The organism is Paenibacillus sp. GCM10028914, assembly GCF_042666275.1.
In the GTDB taxonomy this organism is placed as follows: domain Bacteria; phylum Bacillota; class Bacilli; order Paenibacillales; family Paenibacillaceae; genus Paenibacillus_AQ.
On the sequence record NZ_JBHTFO010000011.1, the window covers coordinates 23,829 to 49,783 of the forward strand.

At 45.1% G+C, this 25,955-nt stretch carries 18 protein-coding genes; 4 read left to right on the plus strand and 14 right to left on the minus strand.

All coding sequences use genetic code 11. The annotated features are described in order from the left end of the window. Nucleotides 1-4: 4 nt before the first annotated feature. Both ACFQV5_RS10110 and ACFQV5_RS10115 read right to left on the minus strand, forming a co-directional pair. Nucleotides 5-1,249, minus strand: coding sequence for an ABC transporter ATP-binding protein (locus ACFQV5_RS10110; protein ID WP_379246269.1), 1,245 nt, complete (start codon nt 1,247-1,249; stop codon nt 5-7). Nucleotides 1,250-1,255: 6 nt separating this feature from the next. Next, entirely contained in the window at nt 1,256-2,032 is a 777-nt protein-coding gene (locus ACFQV5_RS10115; RefSeq protein ID WP_379246271.1) for an ABC transporter permease, read from the minus strand. A 124-nt stretch (nt 2,033-2,156) separates the two neighbouring features. Here ACFQV5_RS10115 and ACFQV5_RS10120 point away from each other — a divergent pair, with 124 nt between their 5' ends. After that, nucleotides 2,157-4,616 (plus strand): O-antigen ligase family protein, encoded by a 2,460-nt coding sequence (locus tag ACFQV5_RS10120; RefSeq protein ID WP_379246273.1) that lies wholly within the window; start codon nt 2,157-2,159, stop codon nt 4,614-4,616. Between the two features lie 77 nt (nt 4,617-4,693). Here the strand turns inward: ACFQV5_RS10120 and galU are convergent, their stop codons facing one another. Together galU and ACFQV5_RS10130 are read right to left on the minus strand one after the other, a co-directional pair. Beyond that, on the minus strand, nt 4,694-5,581 hold the full coding sequence (gene galU / locus ACFQV5_RS10125) for a UTP--glucose-1-phosphate uridylyltransferase GalU (protein ID WP_379246275.1): 888 nt from the start codon (nt 5,579-5,581) through the stop codon (nt 4,694-4,696). 111 nt (nt 5,582-5,692) lie between these two features. Next, a complete protein-coding gene (locus ACFQV5_RS10130) occupies nt 5,693-6,421 on the minus strand; it encodes a CPBP family intramembrane glutamic endopeptidase (RefSeq protein WP_379246277.1) in 729 nt (242 codons plus the stop codon). Between the two features lie 88 nt (nt 6,422-6,509). On the opposite strand from ACFQV5_RS10130, the gene ACFQV5_RS10135 reads away from it, so the two are divergent. Further along, complete coding sequence (locus ACFQV5_RS10135) at nt 6,510-7,274, plus strand: MerR family transcriptional regulator (RefSeq protein ID WP_379246280.1); 765 nt, start codon at nt 6,510-6,512, stop codon at nt 7,272-7,274. A 91-nt stretch (nt 7,275-7,365) separates the two neighbouring features. Here ACFQV5_RS10135 and ACFQV5_RS10140 read toward each other — a convergent pair whose 3' ends face one another. The 7 genes from ACFQV5_RS10140 to uvrB all read right to left on the minus strand — a co-directional run bounded on the left by ACFQV5_RS10140 (nt 7,366) and on the right by uvrB (nt 20,666). After that, on the minus strand, nt 7,366-9,879 hold the full coding sequence (locus ACFQV5_RS10140) for a U32 family peptidase (RefSeq protein ID WP_379246282.1): 2,514 nt from the start codon (nt 9,877-9,879) through the stop codon (nt 7,366-7,368). A 672-nt stretch (nt 9,880-10,551) separates the two neighbouring features. Further along, complete coding sequence (locus ACFQV5_RS10145; protein WP_379246284.1) at nt 10,552-11,640, minus strand: DNA alkylation repair protein; 1,089 nt, start codon at nt 11,638-11,640, stop codon at nt 10,552-10,554. Nucleotides 11,641-11,814: 174 nt separating this feature from the next. Beyond that, nucleotides 11,815-13,749: a copper amine oxidase N-terminal domain-containing protein gene (locus tag ACFQV5_RS10150; protein WP_379246286.1), complete on the minus strand. Its 1,935-nt coding sequence runs from the start codon at nt 13,747-13,749 to the stop codon at nt 11,815-11,817. Continuing rightward, nucleotides 13,749-14,873, minus strand: coding sequence for a S1C family serine protease (locus ACFQV5_RS10155; RefSeq protein WP_379246288.1), 1,125 nt, complete (start codon nt 14,871-14,873; stop codon nt 13,749-13,751). The genes ACFQV5_RS10150 and ACFQV5_RS10155 overlap by 1 nt, the downstream gene beginning before the upstream one ends. A 178-nt stretch (nt 14,874-15,051) precedes the next feature. Then, on the minus strand, nt 15,052-15,258 hold the full coding sequence (locus ACFQV5_RS10160; protein WP_379246352.1) for a DUF2759 family protein: 207 nt from the start codon (nt 15,256-15,258) through the stop codon (nt 15,052-15,054). A gap of 414 nt (nt 15,259-15,672) precedes the next feature. Further along, entirely contained in the window at nt 15,673-18,558 is a 2,886-nt protein-coding gene (uvrA, locus tag ACFQV5_RS10165) for an excinuclease ABC subunit UvrA (RefSeq protein WP_379246290.1), read from the minus strand. A 116-nt stretch (nt 18,559-18,674) separates the two neighbouring features. Further along, complete coding sequence (gene uvrB / locus ACFQV5_RS10170; protein WP_379246292.1) at nt 18,675-20,666, minus strand: excinuclease ABC subunit UvrB; 1,992 nt, start codon at nt 20,664-20,666, stop codon at nt 18,675-18,677. Between the two features lie 199 nt (nt 20,667-20,865). Between uvrB and ACFQV5_RS10175 the strand changes: the two genes are divergently transcribed. Together ACFQV5_RS10175 and ACFQV5_RS10180 are read left to right on the plus strand one after the other, a co-directional pair. Next, nucleotides 20,866-21,663, plus strand: coding sequence for a flagellar motor protein (locus tag ACFQV5_RS10175; protein WP_379246294.1), 798 nt, complete (start codon nt 20,866-20,868; stop codon nt 21,661-21,663). Next, entirely contained in the window at nt 21,647-22,444 is a 798-nt protein-coding gene (locus ACFQV5_RS10180) for a flagellar motor protein MotB (RefSeq protein WP_379246296.1), read from the plus strand. Before ACFQV5_RS10175 ends, ACFQV5_RS10180 begins: the two co-directional genes overlap by 17 nt. 94 nt (nt 22,445-22,538) lie before the next feature. Here the strand turns inward: ACFQV5_RS10180 and ACFQV5_RS10185 are convergent, their stop codons facing one another. Genes ACFQV5_RS10185 through ACFQV5_RS10195 form a run of 3 tightly spaced genes read right to left on the minus strand, consistent with a single transcriptional unit; the run spans nt 22,539 to nt 25,835 of the window. After that, nucleotides 22,539-23,696, minus strand: coding sequence for an ABC transporter permease (locus tag ACFQV5_RS10185; RefSeq protein ID WP_379246298.1), 1,158 nt, complete (start codon nt 23,694-23,696; stop codon nt 22,539-22,541). Next, nucleotides 23,689-24,858 (minus strand): ABC transporter permease, encoded by a 1,170-nt coding sequence (locus ACFQV5_RS10190; RefSeq protein ID WP_379246300.1) that lies wholly within the window; start codon nt 24,856-24,858, stop codon nt 23,689-23,691. The genes ACFQV5_RS10185 and ACFQV5_RS10190 overlap by 8 nt, the downstream gene beginning before the upstream one ends. A 41-nt stretch (nt 24,859-24,899) precedes the next feature. Beyond that, nucleotides 24,900-25,835, minus strand: a complete 936-nt coding sequence (locus ACFQV5_RS10195; RefSeq protein ID WP_379246302.1) for an ABC transporter ATP-binding protein — start codon at nt 25,833-25,835, stop codon at nt 24,900-24,902. Between the last annotated feature and the right edge of the window lie 120 nt (nt 25,836-25,955).

The following is a 25,955-nucleotide window of genomic DNA, read 5'->3' on the forward strand; positions in this document are numbered from 1 at the left end:
CTCTTTAAAACTCCCAATCAAATTCCACATGAACTAGACTGGGCATCTGCTCTCTATTATTAATTATTTCAAGTCTATAATATTGATGTTGGTGGTCAAAAGGGATTTGACAAGTTTCATCATAAACAACTACACTCACCAAATATTCACCAGATAGAAAGGGGATATTTTTTGCAGTAAATTTTATACTTATATCATTTTCCTCATCAGACAAATCAAGCAATTTACTGTCCAAGAAACTATTGCGATCAACTAGATAAACTGGCTCTCCAATACCTTTCGAAAAAAACGCACACCCAACAACAGCTTTGTTAACGAGCAGATCATTTCTCTTCACTGAAAGGCTAATTACTATGTCATCATTTGTTACAAACACGTTTCTTTCTTTACCAGTTGTGGAATTCAGGAATTTCACATTAGTAATTTCTAACGATTTAGTTCCCCATCTATTCGTATCATTAGACACTGAAGTATCAATTATTGAACTCTTTATGTCCTTTTGATAAATGTTTGCTAAATATAAATTTACTATTTTGTCAGTATCACCATATTCAATGGATCCATCTTTTTTAAGATATATAACCTTATCACAAATACGACGAACAACGTTTAAGTCGTGTGACACAAATAAGATTGTCTTTCCTTTTTTTTGTAACTCATCAATCTTTGACATGCATTTTTTTTGAAAAATCTCATCACCTACAGCAAGTACCTCGTCAATAAGAACAATATCAGGATCTACATGAATAGCGACAGAAAATGCTAGACGCATATACATTCCTGATGAGTAATGTTTTACGGGCGTATCCATAAATCCCACAAGTTCCGAGAAGGCTACAATCTCTTCATATTTTTGTCGAATTTGCTGCTTTGATAAGCCTAATATAGAACCATAAAGATAAATATTTTCTTTCCCAGTAAGATCAGGCTGAAAGCCTACACCTATCTCAAGCAGGGAAGCAACCTTCCCTATAACTTGAACTTCCCCATCATCTGGCTCGTAAATGTTTGATATTAGTTTCAATATTGTACTTTTACCATTACCATTTTCACCTATGATTCCTGTGGTAGTCCCTTCTTTAATAGTGAAACTAATATCAGCTAATACTTTGTGTTTCCTGTATATTTGTCTGGTATTCTCTTTAAACAAATTCGTGAATTTTTCCTTCAAGGAACTATGGATTCGTTCAGCCTCACTAAAAGTCTTTGTAACTTTCTTGAACTCTATAACTTCCACCAAATTAGTCACCCTTATTTATAATTTTTCTACGATACTCATTTCTTTCTTCTTGAAAAGCGAATATCCGATCCAAAAAACTAATAAAGAAACAACAAAAAGAGCGTTGAAATCTGTCCATTCAAAATTAATACCAGGTAAAAAAACAGCACGATGCAAACTTACCATCCAGTTAAACGGATTTAATGAAATTAGATATAAATACTCTGTTGGCACCAATTCTTGACTATAAACAATCGGTGTCATATAAAATAAAAAGAGCAGTAAGACCTCTACCAAATAAGATACATCCCTATATTTCACTGTCATTATTGACACAATTAACGATAAACCTGTAGTAAAAAGAATTGTAATCCCGATTATTAAAGGCAACAAATAAATGTGAGAGGATACTTCGCCCTGAATTAGTAGGGTTGCTAGAAAAATGATTACAATCATAACCATATAATTTATAAAGTTAGAAAAGACCACACTAAGCGGTATAACTTCCCTCGGAAAATAAACTTTTTTTATTAAATTTCCCTGATTTATTAATGAATTCGAAGACATAACAATTGTTGAATTTAAAAAAGTCCACGATATTAATCCGGAAAATAAAAACAACTCAAAATCTTCTATCTGGATTTTTATTACATATTTAAAAACAAATGTATATATCCCTAGCATAACTAATGGATTTAAAAAAGACCACAAAAATCCCAAAATGGAGTTCTTATACTTAAGTTTAATTTCCTTGTTAGTAAAATTGATTAGTAGCGATTTATATTCATATAGCCTTTTAAGATTGTCAACCATTCTTTGTTATTCTCCTCAAATTAAAATGTAGTAACCAACCAAGCAATTTATATAAAAAGTTCCTAATCATCAAATCCTTGTGATAAAATAATGTCATATCTTAACATAAGGGGAATTGGAAACTTTGTCTAATCCAGTATACGGTAAACTTACCAAAACGTCGAGGAAAGTCGAAAAATCGTCAGGATTTTTCTGGGTATTATTAACCAGTCTTATTTTGTTTTTAACCTGGACTCCGTTCCAGACAGCCCTATTTAACGGCCAAATGCTAGAGTTTGAGAAGCCTATCTTTTGGGCATCTGCGTTATCTTGTATTCTATTGTTTGTATGGATTGCCCAGTACTATAAAAGCATCCGGTTAGATGATCAGAGGGATTGGCTAATGGTAGGGGTTCTGCTACTGCCCTTAACTTATGTAGTTTCGTTAATCAGTGCTGCTTCCCACTATCTCGCCATGAACATGGTCATCATCCAATGTATTTATGCCATTATGTTCGTCATCGGGTTATATCTGCTCCGCGACAAAAAGGGCAACCGGGTGATTCAAGCGACGGTGATGGCAGTGGCCTACCTTATCGTAGGGTTTGGGTTATTGCACTGGTTCGGTCAGGGGAAAACCGCTGGCGCTATTGCAAAATGGTTCTCGAACACCGTTATGAACGGGATCTATACGAACGCTGTAATGGTTGACTCTAACGGCCTTCGTCTAACTTCCGTTTTTCAGTATGCTAATACCTATGCCGCCTTTTTGATGGCATTTTTATTCGCAGCAGTCTTCTTTATTACTACTTCACGTAAGTGGTACAGCCAGGTATTCCACAGCTTTATGCTGGTACCGATCATTGTATCTTTGCTGTTGACATTGTCTCGGGGCGGTCTTGTTATGCTGCCTGTAGTATTTGTTCTGTTACTGATGTTTCTTAAGCCATCGAAGCAAATATTATGGATTCTATACTATGCAATTTCAGGTGTGGCCTCACTCCTTATCTCCAAGCCAGTTACGGAACTGGGATTGCAGTTGAATGAGAAGTTTAGTGGTAGCAGTGCGCTTAAGGGCTGGGGGATTCTACTTGGTGTGTCTATTGTAGTAGGCTTACTTGGGTGGCTCATTCAGCGATTTGTCGCTCCAATGCTAGAAAAAGGCTTGAGCAAATGGTCTGCAAGAAAAAGCTCGAATCTTTGGATTCCGGTAGGGTCGATTGTTGTCGGTGGCCTTCTGATTTTCTTGTTCATCGGCACTAGTCTGAAGAACATTCTGCCACAGAACATCGCTACCCGTCTGGACAACATCAACTTTAACCAACACAGTGTTCTGGAGCGTTTTACATTCTACAAGGATGCTATGAAGGTTGTTGCCGATTATCCGATCTTTGGAGCCGGTGGTGGGGCTTGGGCCTCACTTTACGAGCAGTATCAAAATAACCCGTATACGAGTCGTCAGGCTCACAACTTCTTCTTACAGTATTTAATCGAAGTCGGGATTGTTGGTTTCCTAGTTTTCATGTCGTTTATCCTGTTTATTTTCTTCAAGTATATTCGTGGCTATATTAAGGCTGATGAAGAAGGCCGTAACTCTCACTTCTTATACCTAATAATCGTGTTGTCGATATTGATGCATAGTATTCTGGACTTTAATATGAGTTATGTATTCATGGGAATTCTAGTATTCCTTGGACTCGGTGGAATGGCCGCTGTTATGGAGAGCAAACCGCTGACGAAATGGAAGATGAAAGACAGTACAGCCAGAGGCGTTTATAGTGCTATTGTAGGTATTGGTGCGGTGGTGGTTCTGATTACATCCATTCGATATATTCAGGCAAGCGACGCAGCATTGGAAGCTCGGAAGGTAGCTCAGACAAGTCAATCCTTTGAAGAGATTAAGGAACCACTGGATAAAGACTTGAGTATTCGACCAAGCCATCCAGACTCCGTGCTTCTCTTATCCTCTCTATATCACTCTGCTTATAAGCAGACACAAGATGAGGGCTTCTATAATTTGTCGGTTGAACTATTGAACAAAGCCCGTAAAGACGAGCCGTACAACAAGTTCATGATCAATCGACTAATCCAGGGGCATGAGCTGAAGAATGAGAAGGATAAAGCTTTCGATCTGCTCGTGGATAATGCCTATAAGTTCAAATGGGATATTGAATGGTATGAAAGAATTATCAATCAAGCCTTTGACTTGGGCTATCAAGCGCTGGGTACCGGCGAGACAGCAGTGAAAGACAAGTACTTCAAGCGTGGAACTGAAGCTTTTGAAGAAGTTCAGGCAGGAATCAAGCATCTCGCAACGCTTCCTGAAGGACAATTGCAAGGTCGTGCATTTGAAAATACCCCTGATATGATTCTTAACACGGGCAAAATGTACTTTATGACAAATCAGCCAGATCAGGCAGCAGCTGCGCTGAAGATTGGAATTCAAGAAGACTTATCCGAGACGGCTAGTCAAGATATCACCCAATGGTACCTTGCCTCCCTCCAAAAGCAAGGTCAAAGCGATGAGGCTCTCCTAGATAAACTGATGAAGATCAACCCGAATGCTAAACAGCAAATTCAGCAATTAGCTGAGCTACAATTCTAAAAAAGAAGCAGGGCAGCTCCGGTAGAATGAATTCTACTAAAAGCTGCCCTGTTTTTACTTTCCGGAATAAGTACCTATTATTTATGACTTTGTAAATGCTCATGACTCAGGATCGTATGCATGTATTTCAACAGATCTTTACGCAGCTCTTCATTCTGCAGAGCGTAATGTAAACTCGTTTTTATAAAACCAAGCTTCTCACCCACATCATGGCGCATGCCTTCAAAATGATACGCCATGATCGGATTTCTTTGTGATAGTGTTGATAATGCATCTGTTAGCTGAATCTCTCCATTCTTGCCCGCTTCTTGCGCCTCTAGAATATCAAAGATATCAGGAGTTAAAATATAGCGTCCCATAATAGCCAGATTAGAAGGAGCCTGATCTCTGACCGGTTTCTCTACCAGCCTGGATGTCTCATAAATTCGCTTTGCTTTTTCAATACCATCCACAATCCCATAGCGTCCTACCTCATCCCAGGGCACAGGCTGAACACCAACAACGGCTGTTTGATAGATATCATAGACATTCATCATCTGTTTTAAACACGGTTCTTCAGACTCCACAATATCGTCTCCTAGCAAAACAGCAAAGGGCTCGTCACCGATAAACTTTCGAGCACACCAAATGGCATGACCGAGACCTTTTGGCTCTTTTTGCCGAATGTAATGGATGTCTGCCATTTCGGAAGGACGACGTACTTCTTCAAGCAATCCCCATTTTCCTTTTTCAGCTAGGTTATGCTCCAGTTCGAAGGAAGAGTCAAAATGATCCTCGATGGCTCGCTTCCCCTTACCCGTCACAATGATAATATCCTCAATTCCCGAGGCTACTGCTTCCTCAATGATATACTGAATCGTTGGTTTATTCACGATCGGAAGCATCTCTTTAGGCATGGCTTTGGTTGCGGGCAGAAACCGCGTACCGAGTCCCGCTGCTGGAATGATGGCTTTACGGATTTCCATCAAAAAGTCTCCTTTTCTACACATACTATGTTCGCTACTATTCCATTGTGCTATTATATCGAAAATTATCCTATATTGGCATATTATCGTAATATTTTCTTTTGTTCTCCGCTAAACTGTCACTGTCAACACCACTGCAATCCCATTAACCAGCCCGTGGACAATAACCGCCGGCCATATCGAATTCGTTCTTTCATAGGCCCAGGCAAAAACAATTCCGCTTATAAAGTTTACGGGCATCGCATTATAAGTTGGGATATGAACAATTGTAAAGATTAGTGAGCTTAAGATGATCGCCCAGCGCATAGAGAGTCGTGTACGCAGCCAGCGATAAATGAATCCCCGATAGAAAATTTCTTCATAAAGCGGTGAGATGATCGCCGCGGATACGAAAGCGATCAAGACGGTGACAAAGGTGACATGTTGCTGCATTGCTTCTGTTTTACTATTCTCATATGTATTACCCAAAAGATTGGTAAGCTCCATAACCAGTACACTGCCAATGATTAAAACTACCGTCCATAGGAGGATGCGTCCCCAATCTTTTGCCGGAAATGCTCTTACTCCGAGTTCCCTCCAAGATAACTGCTTGGGACGAAGTGCAATCAAATAAACACCTCCCAAAAGAACAATCGCTATGGTGAGACCTGTCAATGTTCCTGAGTAAAGCTCGTCCCCAAGCCAATATGTATACAGAGGTTTTACAGCAAACTTTAATAATCCGATAACAAATCCAAACTCAAGCAACAGCAACGCCGCAAACTCTCTCCATGTCCATGGATCTTTAAGCTTCCAATTCTCTACGGACTTCCCTACACATTTCTCTACACTGCTGTTCATACTCATACCCCTTTATCTACTGTGATATAATTCCAGTGTATTAGGTGACGGAACGTTACCTTCAAGCATTTTTTTCAGGAGGTTTCACATGAACCGATGGACAACCGGGCAAGTCGCTAAGCAGAGTAATGTATCCGTCCGCACACTTCGCTATTATGATCAGATCGGACTTCTTACCCCAAGCCACAAAGACGATAACGGTCGTCGTTACTACGCAGAGGAAGATCTATTTACCCTTGAAAAAATCATCCTGCTCAAATCCCTCTCTCTACCGCTTGAAGATATTCAAAATCTGCTAGAGAAGCTGTCTTTGCGGCATATTTTAGTCGCACACCACAATCATCTGCAAGAGCAGCTGACCTTACTTCAGACTAGTATCAGCAACACAACTTCATTGATTAATATGATTGATCTAGAAGGATCACTTTCTTGGGAAAAGGTATCCTCTCTCGTCCAGACAGCAAAGACCAGCTCCAAGAAGTGGATGGATTATTTTGAAGAGGATGAACGTCAGTTCTTACAGCAAGCGCTGCCTAACTTGGGCAACAGCGATCGAGTCACACAGCAGTATATCTCACTTCTTAAGCGGATAGATTGGTGTCTTGAGTATTCCATTAAACCGGAATCAGACGAAGGATATCAGATTGCTTCCGAGCTCATTGAGGTTTCGAACGAAACTTTTGGTGGTGACGAGGAATTAATGAATAAATTCTGGGAAGTACGGAAACAGCCAGCCGAGGAATCAGGTCTGTATCCGGTATCGGAGGAAGTGCTGGAGTTTGTAGAACGGTGCATTGCCTATGCATTGGAGATAGATAAACAAACGGAAGTAGGCACGGTGCCTAATAAATAGCGCTAGCTTTGTAAAAAAAGAGCACGATGAGGTTTTCTATCCCCTCTCGTGCTCTTCTGTATATTTAATAAGCTTCGTAATCTACTTCTACTTACTTCACCAATTGTCCACGTGTTACACCCAACTGGTTCGTCGCTTTCAGCTTCTTCCATACTTGGGTGCCGCTGATCTCACCACGAAGAGCGCGGTTGTAAAGATCAATAACCTCATGCACTTGTTCTGGAGTCTCTTCAAGGAATTCTACCCGGTAGCTAGATACACCGAGTTCCATAAAGTTAGCCAAGTATTCCGCACCCGACTGCTCGATAGCGTTATATACCGTATTGCGGCAGCCTTCATCCACCCGTACAGGATGGGACATACCGATCCGGTCTTGGAGCGATACACGCTTCTCCTCACAAGGACGGCCACAGTTCGTGAAGTCCGTTCCTTCGCTCAAGAATGTGCAGTATACACAGTGCTCCGTATGGAACATCGGCAAATGCTGATGAATCACGATCTCCATCTTGGACGTGTCAGCCTTGCCAAGCAGGTCGATCATCTGTTGAATGTTTAGGTCATACGACGGTGTAACCGCGTCACAACCCGCTTCAAGGAATAGATCGACCGCTTTATGATTCGCAATATTCAGTGAGAAATCACCGATCAGACGCGGATGCTTCTTATCGGGATTCTCCATCCGGTGGCGCAGGTAGAAATACAGCGCACCGGTGTTGCGCACCAGCACGGCATCCGGCTGAAGGCGCAGGATGTTGTTGTGATAGCCGTTCTCGCCTGGCATATGAATGCGCGGCGTAGCCAGCGCAATCTGCTTGCCAGCAGCGTGCACGGCTTCTACTGCTGCCGGGAACTGCTTAATAAACTCGAAGTCGGCGTAAATCATCTCCACGCCGGATTCGAGCGCAGCCTCTACCTGCGCTAGGCTGCGGCATAGCGCGGTAAGCTGCGCTTCACCGCGCGCAACTGGCGCTGCTGGCTTCGCCGCATCGCCATAAACCGACACCGCCCGTTTCACATACACGGGCGGTTTCGGCCGCTCGCCTGCGAGCAGCTCCACCGCACGGCGGCGGATGCTGTTCAGCTCGCGCATAGGGACGATGACGTCTCCGTACAACTCGACGTCAAGCTGCTCCAGCTGGAACACCGTTCCGCCCAGGCGGCCAAACTGCTCCTCGAGAAGCTCTCGGTTCATCGGCCGCTTCTGAGCGATCTCCAGTTCCAGCTCCGAATCCACTTGGACCGTCGTGCCTTTCTGCACATCGGTCCACCATGTGGACAGCGGCTGTCCAGGACGGCCGCTCACACGCACATGTACCGGGAACACCCGATACGGTTTATCCGTCTCAAAAGTTTGACGCAGACGCTTATCAAGAGCTGGATCATTGGTCTTCCAAATCCGGTCTCCAACATGCAGCTTGCGCAGATCTACGTCACTACGACCCGGCACGATGTCGATAATCCAGCCTTCTTGAGCTTCGCCTTCGAGCTTCACGCCTTTACGACGTACATCGTACACGCGGCCGCCTTCTTCCTTCTTCGTCGGATCCCCAGCGTCAAACACAATACCGTCGCCCCGCTTCAGCGGTGCTTCCAGCTTACATACCACACCATCGCGGAGAATTTGCTCAACCCGGCCCAAGTATACACCCCGGCTTTTCGGGAATGTGCCATCAACCAGCTTCTTGTTATTCGTCCCCTCCAAGAAACCGTGTGTAAAGCCACGAGAAAAGCTCTGTTGCAGCTCTCGAATATCTTCTTGGCTCGGCTTCGATTCATCCCCGTCAAAATACTGATCGATGACCTTCCGGTATTTACTGACTACATTCGCCACGTACTCAGGCGTTTTCAGACGTCCTTCGATTTTAAAGGAAGTCACACCCGCTTCGATCAGCTCAGGCATAAGGTCGATAGCCGCTAAATCTTTTGGTGACAGCAGGTACGCTACATCTCCCATCGGCTTCTGTTCACCATCGACCATAAGGTCGTATGGAAGACGGCATGCCTGCGCGCATTCGCCGCGGTTGGCTGAACGTCCGCCCCACATTTCGGATGTCAGGCATTGACCAGAGTAAGATACACACAGCGCACCGTGTACAAACACTTCCATTGGCAACTTCGCCTGCTCGCCGATTTTTTGAATCTGCTTCAGATTATTCTCACGACCAAGTACGACCCGTTCCATATCAAAAGGCTTCGTAAACTCTACCGCTTCCGGTGAAGTAATCGTCATTTGTGTTGAACCGTGAATTGGGAAATCCGGCGAAATTTCGCGGATCAGTTTCACTAGCCCAAGATCCTGCACGATCACCGCGTCGACCCCAGCGTCGACACAAGCGTCGATCAGTTCTTTGGCATCCTCCAACTCATTCTCAAATACCAAAATATTAAACGTCAGAAATCCTTTCACACCATAGCTGTGCAGGAATGCCATAATCTCAGGCAGCTCGTCCATCCGAAAGTTGTTCGCACGTGCACGTGCGTTAAATTTCTCAACCCCGAAAAAGATCGCATCCGCACCGTTCGCTACGGCAGCCCGCATACAATCCCAATCTCCCGCAGGTGCCAGAAGCTCCACGTCTTCTCTTCGCAAAACCTTTGTATCCATCTATATCCTCCCAAACCGGCATCCCCACCGGTTACTGTAAATTTCACTATTTTCAGAAAAACATCATGTCGAACGTCATCTATCGATCACTTAACGCTCTCTAACTCCATCATACCCGTTATTACATGGATGATTCCTCAACCTTTCTAGTGTACCAAAAGTGGGGATATACTAAAAGCTTTTCTATGAAATGCTAATTTCATATGGAAAGCTACATCGGAAGCATGAGCTAAGCTTTTCAACACAAAAACACTCTATTTAACTTATATCCACAATTCAGACCGTTAAGAGATCGTGATCAGAACGAGATATCTCCTAGGCGTAGCTTTTGACGGACTGACATTCCGCTATTTGCCTAAACTCATCCTGTTTTACCATTAATGCGGACTGAGATTCCGTTATTTCCTCTCAATAACCCCAATTTTGCTTGATAAAGTACAAATAACGGCCTTTCAGTCCGTTAACATACTCTAATTGACCAATCTACTCCAAATAACGGATCGTGTGTCCGTTACGGACAGATATGTCATATGTTCAGCGTGACGACACACAGCCTCATAATCTCGTGTCTCGTACCAAAACGTAAGCACTCCAGATCTATTTTATGCTCACGCACTGGCAATTCATTTCATTCTTCATCACCAAAACAACTATGCTTAATTCCCTTGCACGCTAAACCTCCAACACAAACGAAACAGACGCCATACGCTTCCCGTTCACCAGTATGTCCAAGCTATGTTCGCCCGGATAGAAACGGCGCGTTGAAATAACTTTAAAGGACAGTTTTTTCTTCACATGATGCCTGCCTGGATTATACATTTTATCAGAGCATTTGTACCGCTTAGGCGCTTGCTTCCCATTCGCCTTCATATAACCGATCTCATAATCGATTCGAAGCGAGCGTGACTGCTCACTCCCGTTCAATAAAGTAAAGGAAAATACCAAATCCTCACCCACAGAAATAACTTCTGACTCCAGATGCAGCCCAATCACATCTATGCTATTCTCTTCAAGCTCTTCGTAGCCGAACACAGCAAGTGCCCGTATATCCCCACGTCTGAGCAGCGTACGCAGCGCATGTCTAACAATCCAATCCGTTAGCGGATGATTGCCATACCATTCTTTTGCCAGGTCTAGCACGAGTTCCGGGTGATCCTTCGAAATGTCGTTAAGGTGGTTAGCCACGCTTTTCCGCACATAAAGTGATGGGTCTTCCTTCAATAACGTTAGAATCGGCAAAACAGGGCGAGGATCACGAATCAGCTCCGGAAGCTGCTGTCCCCACGGCAGACGCGGTCTGCTCCCTTCACTAGCAAGCCTGCGCACATGCTCATTGTCGCTTTTAGCCCACTCCATCATCTGGTTTAGCATTTGATCCTGATGCGCTATTATAAACGGCCGAACAGCAAACTCTGCGGTTGAGAACGTCGTGAACAATTCCAGCGCCTGTATCGATTGCTCAATATCTGACATACCGTTAATTTCAACGAAGTCAGGAATAAACAAATGCTCAATTCCCCTGCACTCCGGGGCCACCTCATATAAAATGTCTAAAGCTTCCCGATAGGAAGGCGGCAGTGTCTTCGTTAATGCATGGGCAATATGACGTATGCGCTGCTTAAACTCCTCCGACTCCCACGTCTCGTCAAATACTAACGCTAGAAATTGTTCCTTATCAAACACCGGATACTTCGCTTTCACTTTATCGGCAAATGAACCTACAAACGATGCCGAGAACATATCCTTTAAACTCTCTCTCATTTTCCTATCACTTCTTCCTCTTAAAGAAAATTTAAATATATTCATCGATACACACGCACAAGTGAAGATACAAAGAGCCAAGCAGTCGTTAACTGATTGGCTCTTCATTCGTAAATTCTATCTGATTTCAGATAACTCTTGTCCTAGTATAACATTTTGCATTCGGTCTTGTGCTCATTTGAGCAGTTCAAACGACGCGAGCGCCTTCTCAATTGCCTGGTTTTGTGCTTCTGTAGCATTCGCATCATTAATTGCGGTAGATATCGTATATGTCACACCACCACTCTCAAAAACAATATCCCTGGATGTATACCCAATATTATCTTGAACATGGTGAGATTTGAATGATACCGCTGGAACACCGGCAAAGGTGATATTCTCTGTACTTAGCAGTTTAACCTTATTCCTCTTACTCGTTGCCGCTTCATTGAAATACTGTTTCAATTCACTGATCACGTTCTCCGCATCGGTCTCCCGCTCAGACAATATTTCAAACCTACCGCCAATGAACCCATATTCCACCCTGTAAGATTCATAGCGATCATTAATCGCAGTCCAGTAACGCGGAATGGACACTTTATATTGATAGGCTTTCGAGCTTCTGGCCGTCACTTTTGACTTATCCATCAAAAATGCTTCTTCGCCAATCCGTCCAAAGTTAGAAGGAACAGCTTCATAATCGATATAGATGGACTTTAGAACATCATCCCATGCTCTAGCGGTCTCTTCTTTTCCTTCTGGCACGTTATATTCTAAATAATAGCGGTAGCCGTTATTTTGAAGCATAACTTGATACTCTGTCGTCCATCCGTCGCCATAGTTATAACGAATTTCTTGAATCTGACCCTTCCCACCGGAAATTTCAACTGGCTTTAAAGAGGCAATCTCGTATGATCCCGGCACAAAGGCTTCACCGATCCAGCTCTTCATCTGATCGGCCCATCCTTCAAGTGTTCCCTCTTGTCCCTTGGGAGCAGAAGTTACACGAATGGACAGATAACCATTTTCCTCATCTCCATAAAACATCGCTTGATTGTCAACTTTCCAATCGGCAGGGACACTAGCGACAATGCCATAGTCTGTATTCATAACACTACGAAGTCCATTTTCTATCGATGAAAGATCCTTCAAGCTTTTATCGCCCACATTAAATGATGGCTTGAATGAATTCAGCAGTCCGGCGTAATAATCCAAGTCCTTATAATGCGAGGCGTCCCCATCGGCAAAATAGATCTCGTACACCTTGTTATTGGCATAGTACGCCCGGACTTCCCATAGGATGCCTTCGGAATCCTTGGAGATGACCCGTGCATAAGGTACGGATACCTGAGTTACCGTCTCACTATCCAGCACAACGTCTCCCGAACTCTGGGCATCCTTCTCTATTCTCTGCAAAAGATCATCAGTATCCAGTTCTACTTGCTGCGCCGTGGCATGTACTTCCAGATAGTAGCGTCCGGTAGCATCAGCAAAAGCCGAAACGCTCTCATTGTCTGCACCGCCTCCGATAACCATACCCGAAGGATAATTCATACTCCATTCGTAATAGCTGTTACCAATTCGTGTTTTGCCTGCCGTACTGTCGATACCGGTATTTGTTGTCGGGGTACCTTCTTTATCCGTTACAACCAAGCTAATACTGAGCTTACCGTTCTTGTCCTTGCTGACTTTAGCTCCGATGCCTTGTGCGACCGACCGCAAAGGAACCATCAGCGTACCAGACACCATTTGAGGCTCGACGGGAAGCGCGATCTTCTTGCCGTCAACCCAAGCCGTGGTACTGCCAATAGACATGACTACAACATGCGGGCCTTGTAGAACACGAACGCGATTATTGCCTTCCAATCGAATGACGCTGCCAAAAGCTTTTTTGAACACTCCGACAGGAACCATTACAACCCCTTGCTTGATATACGGCTTTGCAATGGAATAAGATTTGCCATTCACAACAGCTGCACTGCTTCCTTTTTGCAGCGTGAGAACCCGTGTCTCAATCGAATCTGCCCATACCGGTAATGACAAGGAAGTGCTTAACACAAGAGCTGCTAGCAGTGCAGAGGTTGTACGCCATTTTTTATTGTTATGAACGGTTCTCTCTTCTCTCACCATTACAGTTCCTCCCCTGCTGATCCTGCCGCTGTAACAACCCCGCTACTGAGTGTAAGGCTGCGGTTCACTATATCCCCGTCACTCTGCATCAGTACGTTCACCTTCGCTCCAGGCATAAAGCTCTTCAGCATTTCATTTATATCCACAATGGAGTACACGCGTTTACCATTGATAGCGTAGAGGACATCCTCTTCCTTAATTCCAGCTTTCTTAGCCTGGTTTGAAGTCACCTTCGTTACTGTGAGCGGGTCATCACTAGGCAGACCTACGATAGCAGACCAGCTTTCTTCCAGTTCAAGTCCCAAGGATGCACGCTTCACTTCACCATATTTAAGAAGATGACCTGCCACATACCGAACCGTTTCAGCCGGAATAGAAAAGCCCATATTTTCAATTCCAACTGCCGCAAATTTCATACTGTTAATTCCGATGACCTCACCTTTTAGGTTAACCAGCGGTCCTCCACTGTTCCCCGGGTTAATCGCTGTATCCGTCTGGATCAGACGATATGAACTATCGACACTCCGGTCAAGTCCACTAACGACACCTACTGTGGCAGAATTTCGGAGTGAGAAGGATATCGGCGTACCAATCGCAATAACTTTCTCACCGACTTGGGCCATATTGCTGCTTTTTGCAAATTGAGCTGGCGTTAAGGATTTGGCGTTAATTTTCACCAATGCAATATCGCTAATGGTATCACTGAATATTTTGTTTGCTTTGTATGTCTTACCGTCGGAAGTAACCACTGTAATGCCAGTAAGCCCATTCACAACATGCGCATTCGTTATAATCCATCCATCTGCTTTGAAGATAACTCCTGTTCCGTGAGCCAAATTGTAACGGTCTTCACTGCTTCCGGAGCTTCCTGCAGCTGTTTTGCCAATAATCCCGACAACCGACGGTGACAACGTCTTAATTACCTGTGGAACCGGATCCTGTGCATATGTATATCCCTTGTTAGCTGTATTATTACTCGCTGATTTTGCTTCTGCTAACGCTACAGTGCCACTGGACAATCCCACAACGAGCAGCAGCGTCAAACTTAGCAATGTGTTTACTGCTTTTCTTTTCCCCGAAAAATCCATCTCTTCACCCGTTCCTCTCCAAACGTTAAACTGCAATCGCTATGTGTACTCTTCAATCTATCACAGGGTCATGGCCTGTACCATTGCTGAAAGTCCTAAATTCTACCTTTATTTTCCTGTTAATATGCAATCTCTTTAACCTATTGTGAACAATGACACGAAAAAGACGTCCTCGCTGTCTTAACAGCGGGACGTCATTCTACTAGTCCATTCCCTAATTAAACCAATTGGTAATCATCGCATAGTCCGAATAAAGAAACACTAACAGACTCACCAGTCCAAAACCAATTGCGAATTTATTTTTCTGGCGGGCAGTTAGCAAGCGAACCACACCGATAAAGATCAAAATCGTAAACAAAATCATGAAAATATCAAATGTCTTAAAGTTGGAACCGGTTTCGGCTGCTTCTGCAAGAAACATGGGTGCATCTGCAAGGAACATGGAACGTACCTCCTCGTGGGTTTTTCAGGAAATTGTACACATCTTCTTCTATGTTATCCGCGCCTACGCTTTGTTGCAAGTGTTTCATTCCAAAAAAGGTAAAAAAGTCATATTTTTTTCTCATATTTACCCATTATTTCGTTTGTTTCGTGATCTCGTTCCTTGACCAATCCCATTTCACTAGATATTTAGAGGCTAATCCAATCTATCATTTTGGAATCTCCCTTAAGTCTGTACAAAAAAGCGAAGCCCTATTTGATACGGACTTCGCTTTTAAAGTTCTTGATTAAGCCTTTCCCACGCAGAATGATTACCCGTCACACATCCATTTATACATAGGCAAAGACCGCTTAAAATTAATCTAGCAACTTAATCGAGTCATACTAGCTTCATTTATTTCACTGCCGACTCTTCCTTAACCGCATTCTCTCGATTCATATCCTCAGTCCGCTTGGTGTCTCTTTCCAAAACGGGTTTCAGATATTTGCCGGTATAAGATTCAGGTACCTTCACGATCTGTTCCGGTGTACCAGTAGCAATAATGGTACCACCACCGCTGCCGCCTTCTGGCCCAAGGTCGATCAAGTAATCCGCTGTCTTAATGACATCAAGATTGTGTTCAATCACAAGGACCGACTCACCCGAATCCACCAGTCGATGCAGAACGACAAGCAAGCGGTCGATATCATCGACATGCAGACCCGTTGTTGGTTCATCTAGGATATACATCGTCTTGCCCGTACTGCGGCGATATAACTCGGAAGCAAGCTTCACACGCTGCGCTTCCCCACCCGACAAAGTCGTAGCAGGTTGACCAAGCTTAATATAACCTAAGCCTACATCCATAAGGGTCTGCATCTTCCGGTGAATCTTCGGAATGTTCACGAAGAACTCCGTAGCATCTTCAACTGTCATTTCCAAGACATCGGAAATATTCTTCCCTTTATACTTCACTTCCAGCGTTTCCCGATTATATCGTTTCCCTTTACATACCTCGCATGGTACATAAATGTCCGGCAGGAAGTGCATTTCAATCTTGATAATCCCATCTCCACGGCATGCCTCACAGCGGCCGCCCTTTACGTTGAAGCTGAAACGACCTTTCTTATAGCCGCGAACCTTCGCTTCGTTCGTCTGGGAGAAGATATCACGAATGTCATCGAACACCCCGGTATAGGTAGCCGGGTTAGAACGTGGTGTCCGACCGATCGGAGACTGGTCAATATCGATAACCTTCTCGATATGTTCCAGACCGCGCATCTCTTTATATTGACCTGGACGAACTCGGGCTCTGTTCAAGTCACGGGCAAGAGTTTTGTATAGAATTTCGTTCACTAGTGTTGATTTACCAGAGCCGGATACACCGGTAACCGCAGTAAAGACACCGATCGGAATTTTGACATTGATATTCTTAAGGTTGTTCTCCTTGGCGCCCCGAATCTCGAGCCAGCGATCATCCGTCTTGCGGCGCTTGCTGTTCACCGGAATGAACTTGCGTCCACTAAGATACTGCCCAGTTAGTGAATTCTTATCTTCCATAATCTCTTTCGGTGTACCTTGAGCAATAATCTGACCGCCGTGAATCCCAGCACCTGGGCCGATATCAATAATATAGTCCGCTGCCATCATCGTATCCTCATCATGCTCTACGACAATCAGTGTATTACCGAGATCACGCATATGCTCAAGTGTTGAGATTAAGCGGTCATTATCCCGTTGATGCAGACCAATACTCGGCTCATCCAAAATGTACAGGACTCCCATAAGGCTCGACCCGATCTGGGTTGCCAACCGAATCCGCTGAGCTTCTCCACCAGACAGCGTTCCTGCTGAACGACTGAGCGTCAAGTAATCCAAACCAACATTCACAAGGAAGCCAAGACGGCTGTTAATCTCCTTAAGGATCAAATTAGCGATCTGGTTCTCCTTCGGAGTCAAATCCAAACCTTCAAAGAAACGTGTAGCCTCTCCAATCGACAGACTAGTCGCGTATGCCATGTTCTGACCATTAATCGTTACAGCTAAACTTTCCTTCTTCAGACGATGTCCTTTACATACATCGCAAGGCTTCGAGCTCATATAACCTTCAATATACTCCCGAATGCCTTCAGAATTCGTGTCACGATAACGACGTTCCAGATTAGGGATAATCCCCTCAAAGGTAACAAACGCTTCTTTGCGTTGTCCAAAATCATTCTCGTATTTAAAATGTACCTTCTGATCGCCCGTTCCATACAACAGTTTATCCATTTGATCCGAGCTAAGCTCGCTCACCGGAACATCCTGCGGAATATCGTAATGCTTGCAGACAGATTTCAGGAATTGAGGATAGTAGTTCGATGTTCCACCAGCCCATGCTTGAAAGGCACCGTCCTCAATGCTCTTGCTTGTATCAGGCACAAGAAGATCAGGGTCAACAATCATCTCAACTCCCAGACCATCACAATCTGGGCAAGCACCGAAAGGTGTGTTAAAGGAGAACATCCGCGGGGACAGCTCGTCCATGCTGAAGCCACAGATTGGGCAAGCAAAGTTAGAGCTGAATCTGAGCTCTTCCTGACCGATAATGTCCACCAGTAGCTGTCCACCTGAGAGATTGAGCGCTGTTTCAATGGAGTCTGCCAATCGAGCTTCGATGTCCGGTTTAACAACGATCCGGTCAACCACAACTTCTATCGTATGTTTCTTGTTCTTTTCCAGTTCAATACTTTCCGACAGATCACGCATCTCACCGTCAACACGCACCCGCACGAAACCTTGTTTCGCGATATCCGCAAACAGTGTCTTGTGCTCACCCTTCCGCCCGGAAATCACCGGTGCGAGAATCTGAAGCCGCGTCTTCTCTGGATACTGCATAATCCGATCGACCATCTGCTCAACGGTCTGGGATGTAATCTCAATGCCATGCTCCGGACAGTGAGGATGACCAATGCGAGCAAACAACAACCGCAAATAATCATAAATTTCGGTTACGGTCCCCACAGTGGAACGGGGGTTACGGCTAGTTGTCTTCTGATCAATAGAAATAGCCGGAGATAAGCCGTCAATCGAATCAACATCGGGTTTCTCCATCTGGCCTAAAAACTGGCGCGCATATGCTGACAACGACTCCACATATCGGCGCTGTCCTTCCGCGTAAATCGTATCGAATGCAAGCGATGATTTCCCGGAGCCACTTAGTCCGGTAAGTACCACGAACCGATCCCTCGGAATGGTTACGTCGATATTCTTCAAGTTATGGGCGCGCGCGCCTTTAATCACGATATTGTCACTTGCCAAAAGATATCATCTCCTCACTGCTTCACACAGCCAAACTATATTGTAGATCTTATATTTCAAAGAGAACGACCGTCTGGCCGTCCCCCTGATGTTCATCCATTCTATAATTAAAACGTTTATTCAGCCTTTAACTCAAGCAATGCATCGCGAAGCTCCGCCGCTCGTTCAAACTGCAAGTTCTTCGCAGCTTCTTTCATTTCGGCCTCAAGTCTTTCAATTACGGCTTGACGGTCTTTCTTGGACATCTTGCCAGCAGAACCTGTGAGATAATCTGCCTTGCTCTCAGCTACCTTCGTAGCCTCGATTACTTCACGCACTTTCTTACGGATCGTCTGTGGTGTGATTCCATGCTCCTCATTGTAAGCTATCTGAACAGTGCGGCGACGTTCCGTCTCTTTAATCGCCCGGTCCATCGAGTCCGTAATCTTGTTACCATACATGATAACCTGGCCTTCCGAGTTCCGCGCCGCACGACCAATCGTCTGGATCAACGAGCGGTCTGAACGAAGGAAGCCCTCTTTGTCGGCATCCAGTATAGCAACCAAAGAAACCTCAGGAAGATCCAGACCTTCCCGCAGCAAGTTAATACCTATCAAGACATGGAACGTACCGAGCCTGAGATCACGTAAAATTTGCATCCGTTCAAAAGTCTTAATATCAGAATGCAAATATCTAACCTTGATCCCAATCTCTTTCAAATAATCTGTTAGATCTTCTGCCATCTTCTTCGTCAGAGTCGTCACAAGCACACGTTCATCGCGCTCGATCCGAGTATGGATCTCGCTGATCAGATCGTCAATTTGACCTTCTGACGGTCTTACATCAATCAACGGATCTAGAAGGCCCGTTGGGCGAATAATCTGCTCGACCATTGTATCACAGTGCTCCAGCTCATATGGGCCCGGTGTCGCTGAAACATAAATAATCTGATTGACCTTATCTTCAAATTCTTCAAATTTCAGCGGACGGTTATCCAGTGCGGATGGCAGACGGAAACCGTGATCCACCAGCACCGTTTTACGCGCACGGTCACCATTATACATGGCCCGAATCTGCGGCAGTGTCACATGGGACTCATCCACAACGATCAGCATATCGTCCGGGAAATAATCCATCAGAGTGTACGGCGTAGCTCCAGGCTCTCGGAACGTTAGTGGTCCTGAATAGTTCTCGATACCAGAGCAGAAGCCGACTTCCTTCATCATCTCAATATCATAGCGAGTACGCTGTTCCAAACGCTGTGCTTCCAACAATTTACCCTCGGCACGAAGCACCTCAAGCCGCTCTTCCAGTTCCCGCTCAATATTGACGAGCGCAAGGCGCATCGTCTCTTCCCGGGTAACGAAGTGAGAAGCTGGAAAGATCGCGACATGCTCGCGTTCTCCAACGAGCTCCCCGGTCAGAACATCAATCTCTGTAATCCGCTCTATCTCATCCCCGAATAGTTCGACGCGAACCGCATGTTCTCCCTTGGACGCCGGGAAAATTTCAATGACATCCCCACGAACACGGAACGTGCCGCGAACGAAGTTAATATCATTACGCTGATATTGAATATCAACAAGCCGCGCCAAAATCTCATTGCGCGGCTTCTCCATCCCTACCCGCAAGGAAAGTAGTAGTTCTCCATATTCCTGCGGTGAACCTAAACCATATATGCAAGATACACTCGCCACAATAATGACGTCACGACGTTCAAATAGTGAACTCGTGGCGGAGTGGCGAAGCTTATCGATCTCTTCGTTTATACTCGAATCCTTCTCAATGTAAGTGTCTGAGGAAGGAATGTAGGCTTCTGGCTGATAGTAATCGTAATAACTCACAAAATAATCAACGGAGTTGTTCGGAAAGAATTCCTTAAACTCACTAGCTAGCTGTGCAGCTAGTGTCTTGTTATGCGCAATGACAAGCGTTGGACGGTTTAACTTAGCAATGGTCTGCGCGATCGTAAAGGTCTTTCCTGTTCCTGTAGCACCAAGCAAAGTCTGATGCTTCTTACCTTGTTGTATTCCTTCAACCAATTCGGTTATCGCACGCGGCTGGTCGCCCTGCGGCTGAAATTCCGACTCAATCTCAAAGGATTTCGTACTGACAACTATATCACTCATTTGTCCAATATCACCCTTATCGTCTAGAATAGGTATACTAAAGGTTATGTCGAAATCTCCCGATAATATAATGAAGGGAAATTCATCCCTGAATTTTTCATAAATAAGAATGCCTGTTCGCCTCTATTATACTCTCTTCATTTTTTGTATGCAAACAATATATACACAATTCTTATATAAAAGGAGACAATTTATCGACATGGATATTACTACCATTATCGGGATTTTAGCTGGCCTTGCCGCATTAATCGGAGGCTTCCTGTGGGAAGGCGGTCATGTCAGCGGACTTTTGCAAGGAACTGCTGCACTGATTGTATTTGGCGGTACCTTTGCTGCGGTCATGATCAGCTTCCCAGCTTCCCGCTTAGCGCAAATTCCACAAGCATTACGTATCGCTTTCGGTCGCCGTACCCGTTTACCTCAGGAACTTATTGAAGATCTCGTAGGCATGGCCGCCACAGCCCGTAAAGACGGTGTGCTTGCCCTCGAGCAGTCATCTGCTGACCATCCTGATCTATTTCTACGAGAAGGCATGCAGATGGTCGTCGATGGTACCGATGCTGAGCTTGTGCAACAAATTCTGGAGCTTGAGATACAAGCCACGGAACAGAAATACGAAAGTTATGCCAAAGTATTTGAGTCAGCAGGCGGTTACGCCCCAACCATGGGTATTATCGGTACCGTCATGGGCCTGATCCACGTTCTGGGCAGTCTGCAAGAACCAACTCAGCTCGGTCCATCCATTGCCGTAGCTTTCACAGCTACACTCTATGGTGTCGCAAGTGCCAATATTATCTTTCTTCCCATTGCAACCAAAATTAAAGCACGAGCTGAAGAAGAAATTCAAAATATGGAGCTTCTTCTTGAAGGGATCTTAGCTGTACAAAATGGTGAGCACCCGCTTCTCGTGCGCAAAAAGCTCGCTTCCTACACTTCTACCACCAGCTACTCCCGTAAACCGGAGGCAAGGGGGGCAACCCATGAGACAGCCGATTAGAAAACGCCGCCGTAAACAAAGCAGCAGTGGAGAAGGCCAGCAGGATCGCTGGATGATTACATACGCCGATCTGATCACGCTACTACTGATCTTTTTTGTCATCATGTATGCGATGAGCCGGCTCGATACCGAAAAGTACAAACTCGTTACCGACTCCCTGCAGCACACCTTCCAGAGTGGAGACTCTATTCTTGAACAGGGATCAGGCATTACCGGAACGGCCGATACAGAGAAACACAAGAATCCAACACCGCAAGCTACGGGAGAAAAAGATCCCGAGCCACTAACCGAAAGAGAACTGGCTTTCCGACAACAGGAAGAAGAGCTAGCGGAGTTCATGAACGTAATTAAACAATATGTCACGGACAACCAACTTGAAAACGATATTTTTATTTCTGACGAACCTCAGGGTATAGCCATTACCCTCAGTGACCGTTTCTTGTTCTCTCCAGGCAGGGCGGAACTGAAAGACGGGGCAGATCCGGTGCTTGGCAAGCTGGCCAGTCTGTTCAGCGGACTCAATACGACGGTCAGCATAGAAGGTCATACCGATACGGTACCGGTCGGCCAATATTCAGCTTATAAAGATAATTGGGAGCTTTCAGGCGCCCGCGCGATGTCTGTACTGCGCTATTTCCTGGATGTGAGCAAGTTAAACCCAGAGAGCTTTCAATATGCAGGTTATGCAGATACCCGCCCAGCGGCTGATAATGATACCGCACAAGGTCGACAGAAAAACCGCCGGGTTGAAATTACGGTATTAAGACAGCTGCGTAAATAGCATTGAATCAACGAAAGGAACGGTCTCCTCTACAGGATCCCGTTCCTTTTTTTCTTGTAAACCTCAATATAATTGATGTTCCACCGGTTAACTCTTAAGCATTCACACTCGATTCGCTTGGCCGCAGAATGACAGAGCCTAATCCAAGCAGGATCACAGCCATCAATCCAAGAATGAGTAACGGTAGACTGATGTCCGCTAGTGTACCGCCGCTTGAAGCTGTTTCCACCGCCTCAATGGCCCACTTTTGAGGTACAAAGTTTGCGGCTTTTTTCAAAACATCCGGCATGATCGACAGCGGCCAGAAGCAACCTCCCAGCATACACGTCGGTGTTATGATCAGGGAATTGAGCATCCCGGCATTTTGAGGATTGCGAATCATTCCCGCAATGGTGCTGGCAATCCCCATTGAGACGAGCATGAATGCTGCCAGGATCAGAACATGTGTAAAGAACGGAATTCCGTACTCATAGCCAAGCACATATTTGGTCAGGCACAACATAATTACGATCTGTAAAGCTCCAAGAGCAAAGCTGCCAAGAAAATTCCCGAGTGCAATCTGATATGAACGCACTGGTGCCGTAAAGATACGAGACATGGTGCGCATTCTTCTATCTTCCATGATCAACATCACCGCACTTGAAATGAGACCCATCATGAACATGAGGGTGAAGCCCGTTACATTGTTTAGCCCCGGCTTGGCATAAAGCTTCATATCCGTACTTACAGCTTCGACTTGGTGTTTGGCCGTCTGATCCAGAATACTCCCCAGCACCGCCAACTGATCCTGGGATTTATCATCGCTATTTCTGATAATTGCCGCGGCATCTCCCATTCGTCCAATCGTCCCGTTCACCGCAATGTTCACTGTAAAGGAGGCCTCGCTGCTAGACAATTCATATACTTGTACTTTGGGTGTACCGCCTGCAAGCAGCGTATCGCTGAAGTTCTCCGGAATCGTAATTCCGATCTTCCCTTTTTGCCGAATGATCCCCTCCTTAAGTTCTTCTTCCGTGCTGACCGGTTTCAAAATATACGTTTGGGTACGGCTCAGCTCCTCAATCAGATGTTTCCCGGCAGGTCCGGTATCCGAATTCACGTATGGGATAGGCACATTTGTCGCCTCATCATTGCCGAGAAGCGCAACCACCGCAGTTACGACTGCACAAGGAATGATAATATAGGATATCCAGCCCTTTTTACTGCCTAATGTCCGTTTGATCATCTGCCAAGCAATGGTTAGACTATGCATGGTACCCCACCTTTCGATAAGCGATCATGGCAGCGGTAGACAAACCGAGTGAAATCGTACCTAGAACGCCGATACATGTTAATATTTGAGACAATTCCATATTTAGCATCATGCGTAAAATGCCCTGCATGGCCCAGTGATTGAGCGTGAATTCGCCTAGTGACTGTATAAAGTCCATTGGAAGCGGTGTGAATCCTCCACTTAGAAATGTCATAGCTATGATTACCGCTTGAATAATTGCCGTTGCGGTTGAGGACGTCTTGATAAGCATCGAAACGATGATCGAGATCGTCATAGACGCCAGCGTAATCAGTACACATACCAGCATAAGCAGCCACACATAATCCCCCCAATTTACACCGTACAGTACATTGGAACCGACAATAATGAGGAAGGCCTGGATCAATGTTATGATGCTGCAGCCCAGAATCTTGCCTCCAAAAATTGTTGCATTCGAGACCGGTGTTGACTGCAGACGATACAGTGTATGACCATCTTTCTCACTAAACAGGCTGTTGCTTGCCATCAGACCCGAGTAAAGCAGAAACATAATTAACATCGATGCGGCATAATACTGTGCTGCGGTATAGGTTTTTCCCTTATCATTCAGCTTTCCGATCTCTACATAGGAAGGACGCTCTTGCATAGAATGCCCCATTACAAGCACCTCTGGACCGGCAACGGAGACTTGTGCTTGCTTACTGTTAGCCTCATCCATAAAAGTACCGATCATCGTCTTTGCAATTAAATTGCGCGTATGATTTTTTCCAAGCAGCATTTCCAGTTGGGTTTTACTGCCTGAAGCAATCTGTTGATCAAGGTCGCCCGGTACCGTGACGGCAAAATCAATGCTTCCAGATCTGAGTTTGTTTTCGGCTTCCTTTCTTGTAAGGCCCATGGATGTGACCATTACTTTAGCTATATCCGGCGACTCGATAAAAGCCTTAAAGCTAGCGGGAAGTGCATCTGCAGATTCCGCTCCGATGATCGCCAGGTTTACCTGTTCTGGAACATATGTCTCCGTACTCCCGAAAAAACTAGACAATGCGGTGCCCAGTATAAAAATCAATAGCATCGGTAGCAAAAACAGATTGAACAATACCGTCTTATTGCGAGCCATTCTCCGTAATTCAAACCATACGATGGTTCTTATATTCACCATGTTGCCCTCCCCCTCATTGCACTTCGCATTCATGCCCGGAATTAATCCCGTAGCGTTCTTCCAGTCAAGCTGAGAAACAGCGTCTCCAGATCTGGCTCCTCGCATTTGATACTTTGGATAACCGCCTCATGCTTGCTGCAAATAAACAATATATCCTGCAGGTCATTTTGCGCAGAAGGCAAATAAATCTCAAGAACGTTCTCATTCCGGATAATACGAGCTACACGTGGGTGCATCGTCAGTTCATTCACCATATCCTGTATAATGCCTTCAGCGGTCAGTATGATTTTCTCCTCATGGGCGACCCGCTCCCTCAGCTCTTGCTGCGTCCCACAGGCAATCACATGTCCTTTATCCATAATCGCTATGCGGTCACTGATCGCTGATACCTCCTCCATGTAGTGACTGGTGTAGATAACGGTGGAACCCATTTCATTAAGCCTTCTTACCGAGTCCAAAATATGATTTCGTGATTGCGGATCAATCCCGACCGTTGGTTCATCCATGATGATCAGCTTTGGTCGATGCATAATTGCACAGGCAATATTCAGTCTCCTCTTCATTCCGCCGGAAAAAGTCTGGGGCGTATCTTTCGCACGGTCCTGCAGCCCGACAAAAGTCAGCGCCTCCTCTACCCGTTCTTTCAGCAGTTTTCCCCGAAGACCGTACAGCTTAGCGAAAAAGGATATATTGTCCGCAGCCGACATATTCTCATACAACGCTAGATCCTGAGGAACGAGTCCGATTCTCTTTTTCACTTCCAAAGGACGATCCTGAATGGCGATACCATCGACTTCGATGCTGCCATGGTCCATTTTGAGGAGTCCACAGATCATATTGATTGTCGTGCTCTTTCCGGCCCCGTTGGGCCCTAGCAGACCAAATATTTCTCCTTCATTCACATTCAGGTTCAGATGATCTACCGAAAGCTTGCTTCCATAACGTTTAACCACGTCGTTCATTTGTAAGAATGCCATTGTTCTTTCGCCCCATTTCCGTTTTCCTTATCCTGATACCATTGTAACGTCCCTATTTCTCTCGCGAAGGTAGATTAAGTCATCCTGCCGGGTGACTAAAGTCATTTCCTGAAAGAAGCA

Excerpts from the sequence above, each read along its gene's own strand:
- ACFQV5_RS10145 (WP_379246284.1), bottom strand. The coding sequence starts at position 11,640 with ATGAGAGAGAGTTTAAAGGATATGTTCTCGGCATCGTTTGTAGGTTCA.
- galU (WP_379246275.1), bottom strand. The coding sequence starts at position 5,581 with ATGGAAATCCGTAAAGCCATCATTCCAGCAGCGGGACTCGGTACGCGG.
- ACFQV5_RS10180 (WP_379246296.1), top strand. The coding sequence starts at position 21,647 with ATGAGACAGCCGATTAGAAAACGCCGCCGTAAACAAAGCAGCAGTGGA.
- ACFQV5_RS10140 (WP_379246282.1), bottom strand. The coding sequence starts at position 9,879 with ATGGATACAAAGGTTTTGCGAAGAGAAGACGTGGAGCTTCTGGCACCT.
- ACFQV5_RS10115 (WP_379246271.1), bottom strand. The coding sequence starts at position 2,032 with ATGGTTGACAATCTTAAAAGGCTATATGAATATAAATCGCTACTAATC.
- ACFQV5_RS10185 (WP_379246298.1), bottom strand. The coding sequence starts at position 23,696 with ATGCATAGTCTAACCATTGCTTGGCAGATGATCAAACGGACATTAGGC.
- ACFQV5_RS10130 (WP_379246277.1), bottom strand. The coding sequence starts at position 6,421 with ATGAACAGCAGTGTAGAGAAATGTGTAGGGAAGTCCGTAGAGAATTGG.
- ACFQV5_RS10195 (WP_379246302.1), bottom strand. The coding sequence starts at position 25,835 with ATGGCATTCTTACAAATGAACGACGTGGTTAAACGTTATGGAAGCAAG.
- ACFQV5_RS10135 (WP_379246280.1), top strand. The coding sequence starts at position 6,510 with ATGAACCGATGGACAACCGGGCAAGTCGCTAAGCAGAGTAATGTATCC.
- ACFQV5_RS10150 (WP_379246286.1), bottom strand. The coding sequence starts at position 13,749 with ATGGTGAGAGAAGAGAGAACCGTTCATAACAATAAAAAATGGCGTACA.
- ACFQV5_RS10190 (WP_379246300.1), bottom strand. The coding sequence starts at position 24,858 with ATGGTGAATATAAGAACCATCGTATGGTTTGAATTACGGAGAATGGCT.
- ACFQV5_RS10160 (WP_379246352.1), bottom strand. The coding sequence starts at position 15,258 with ATGTTTCTTGCAGAAGCAGCCGAAACCGGTTCCAACTTTAAGACATTT.
- ACFQV5_RS10175 (WP_379246294.1), top strand. The coding sequence starts at position 20,866 with ATGGATATTACTACCATTATCGGGATTTTAGCTGGCCTTGCCGCATTA.
- uvrB (WP_379246292.1), bottom strand. The coding sequence starts at position 20,666 with ATGAGTGATATAGTTGTCAGTACGAAATCCTTTGAGATTGAGTCGGAA.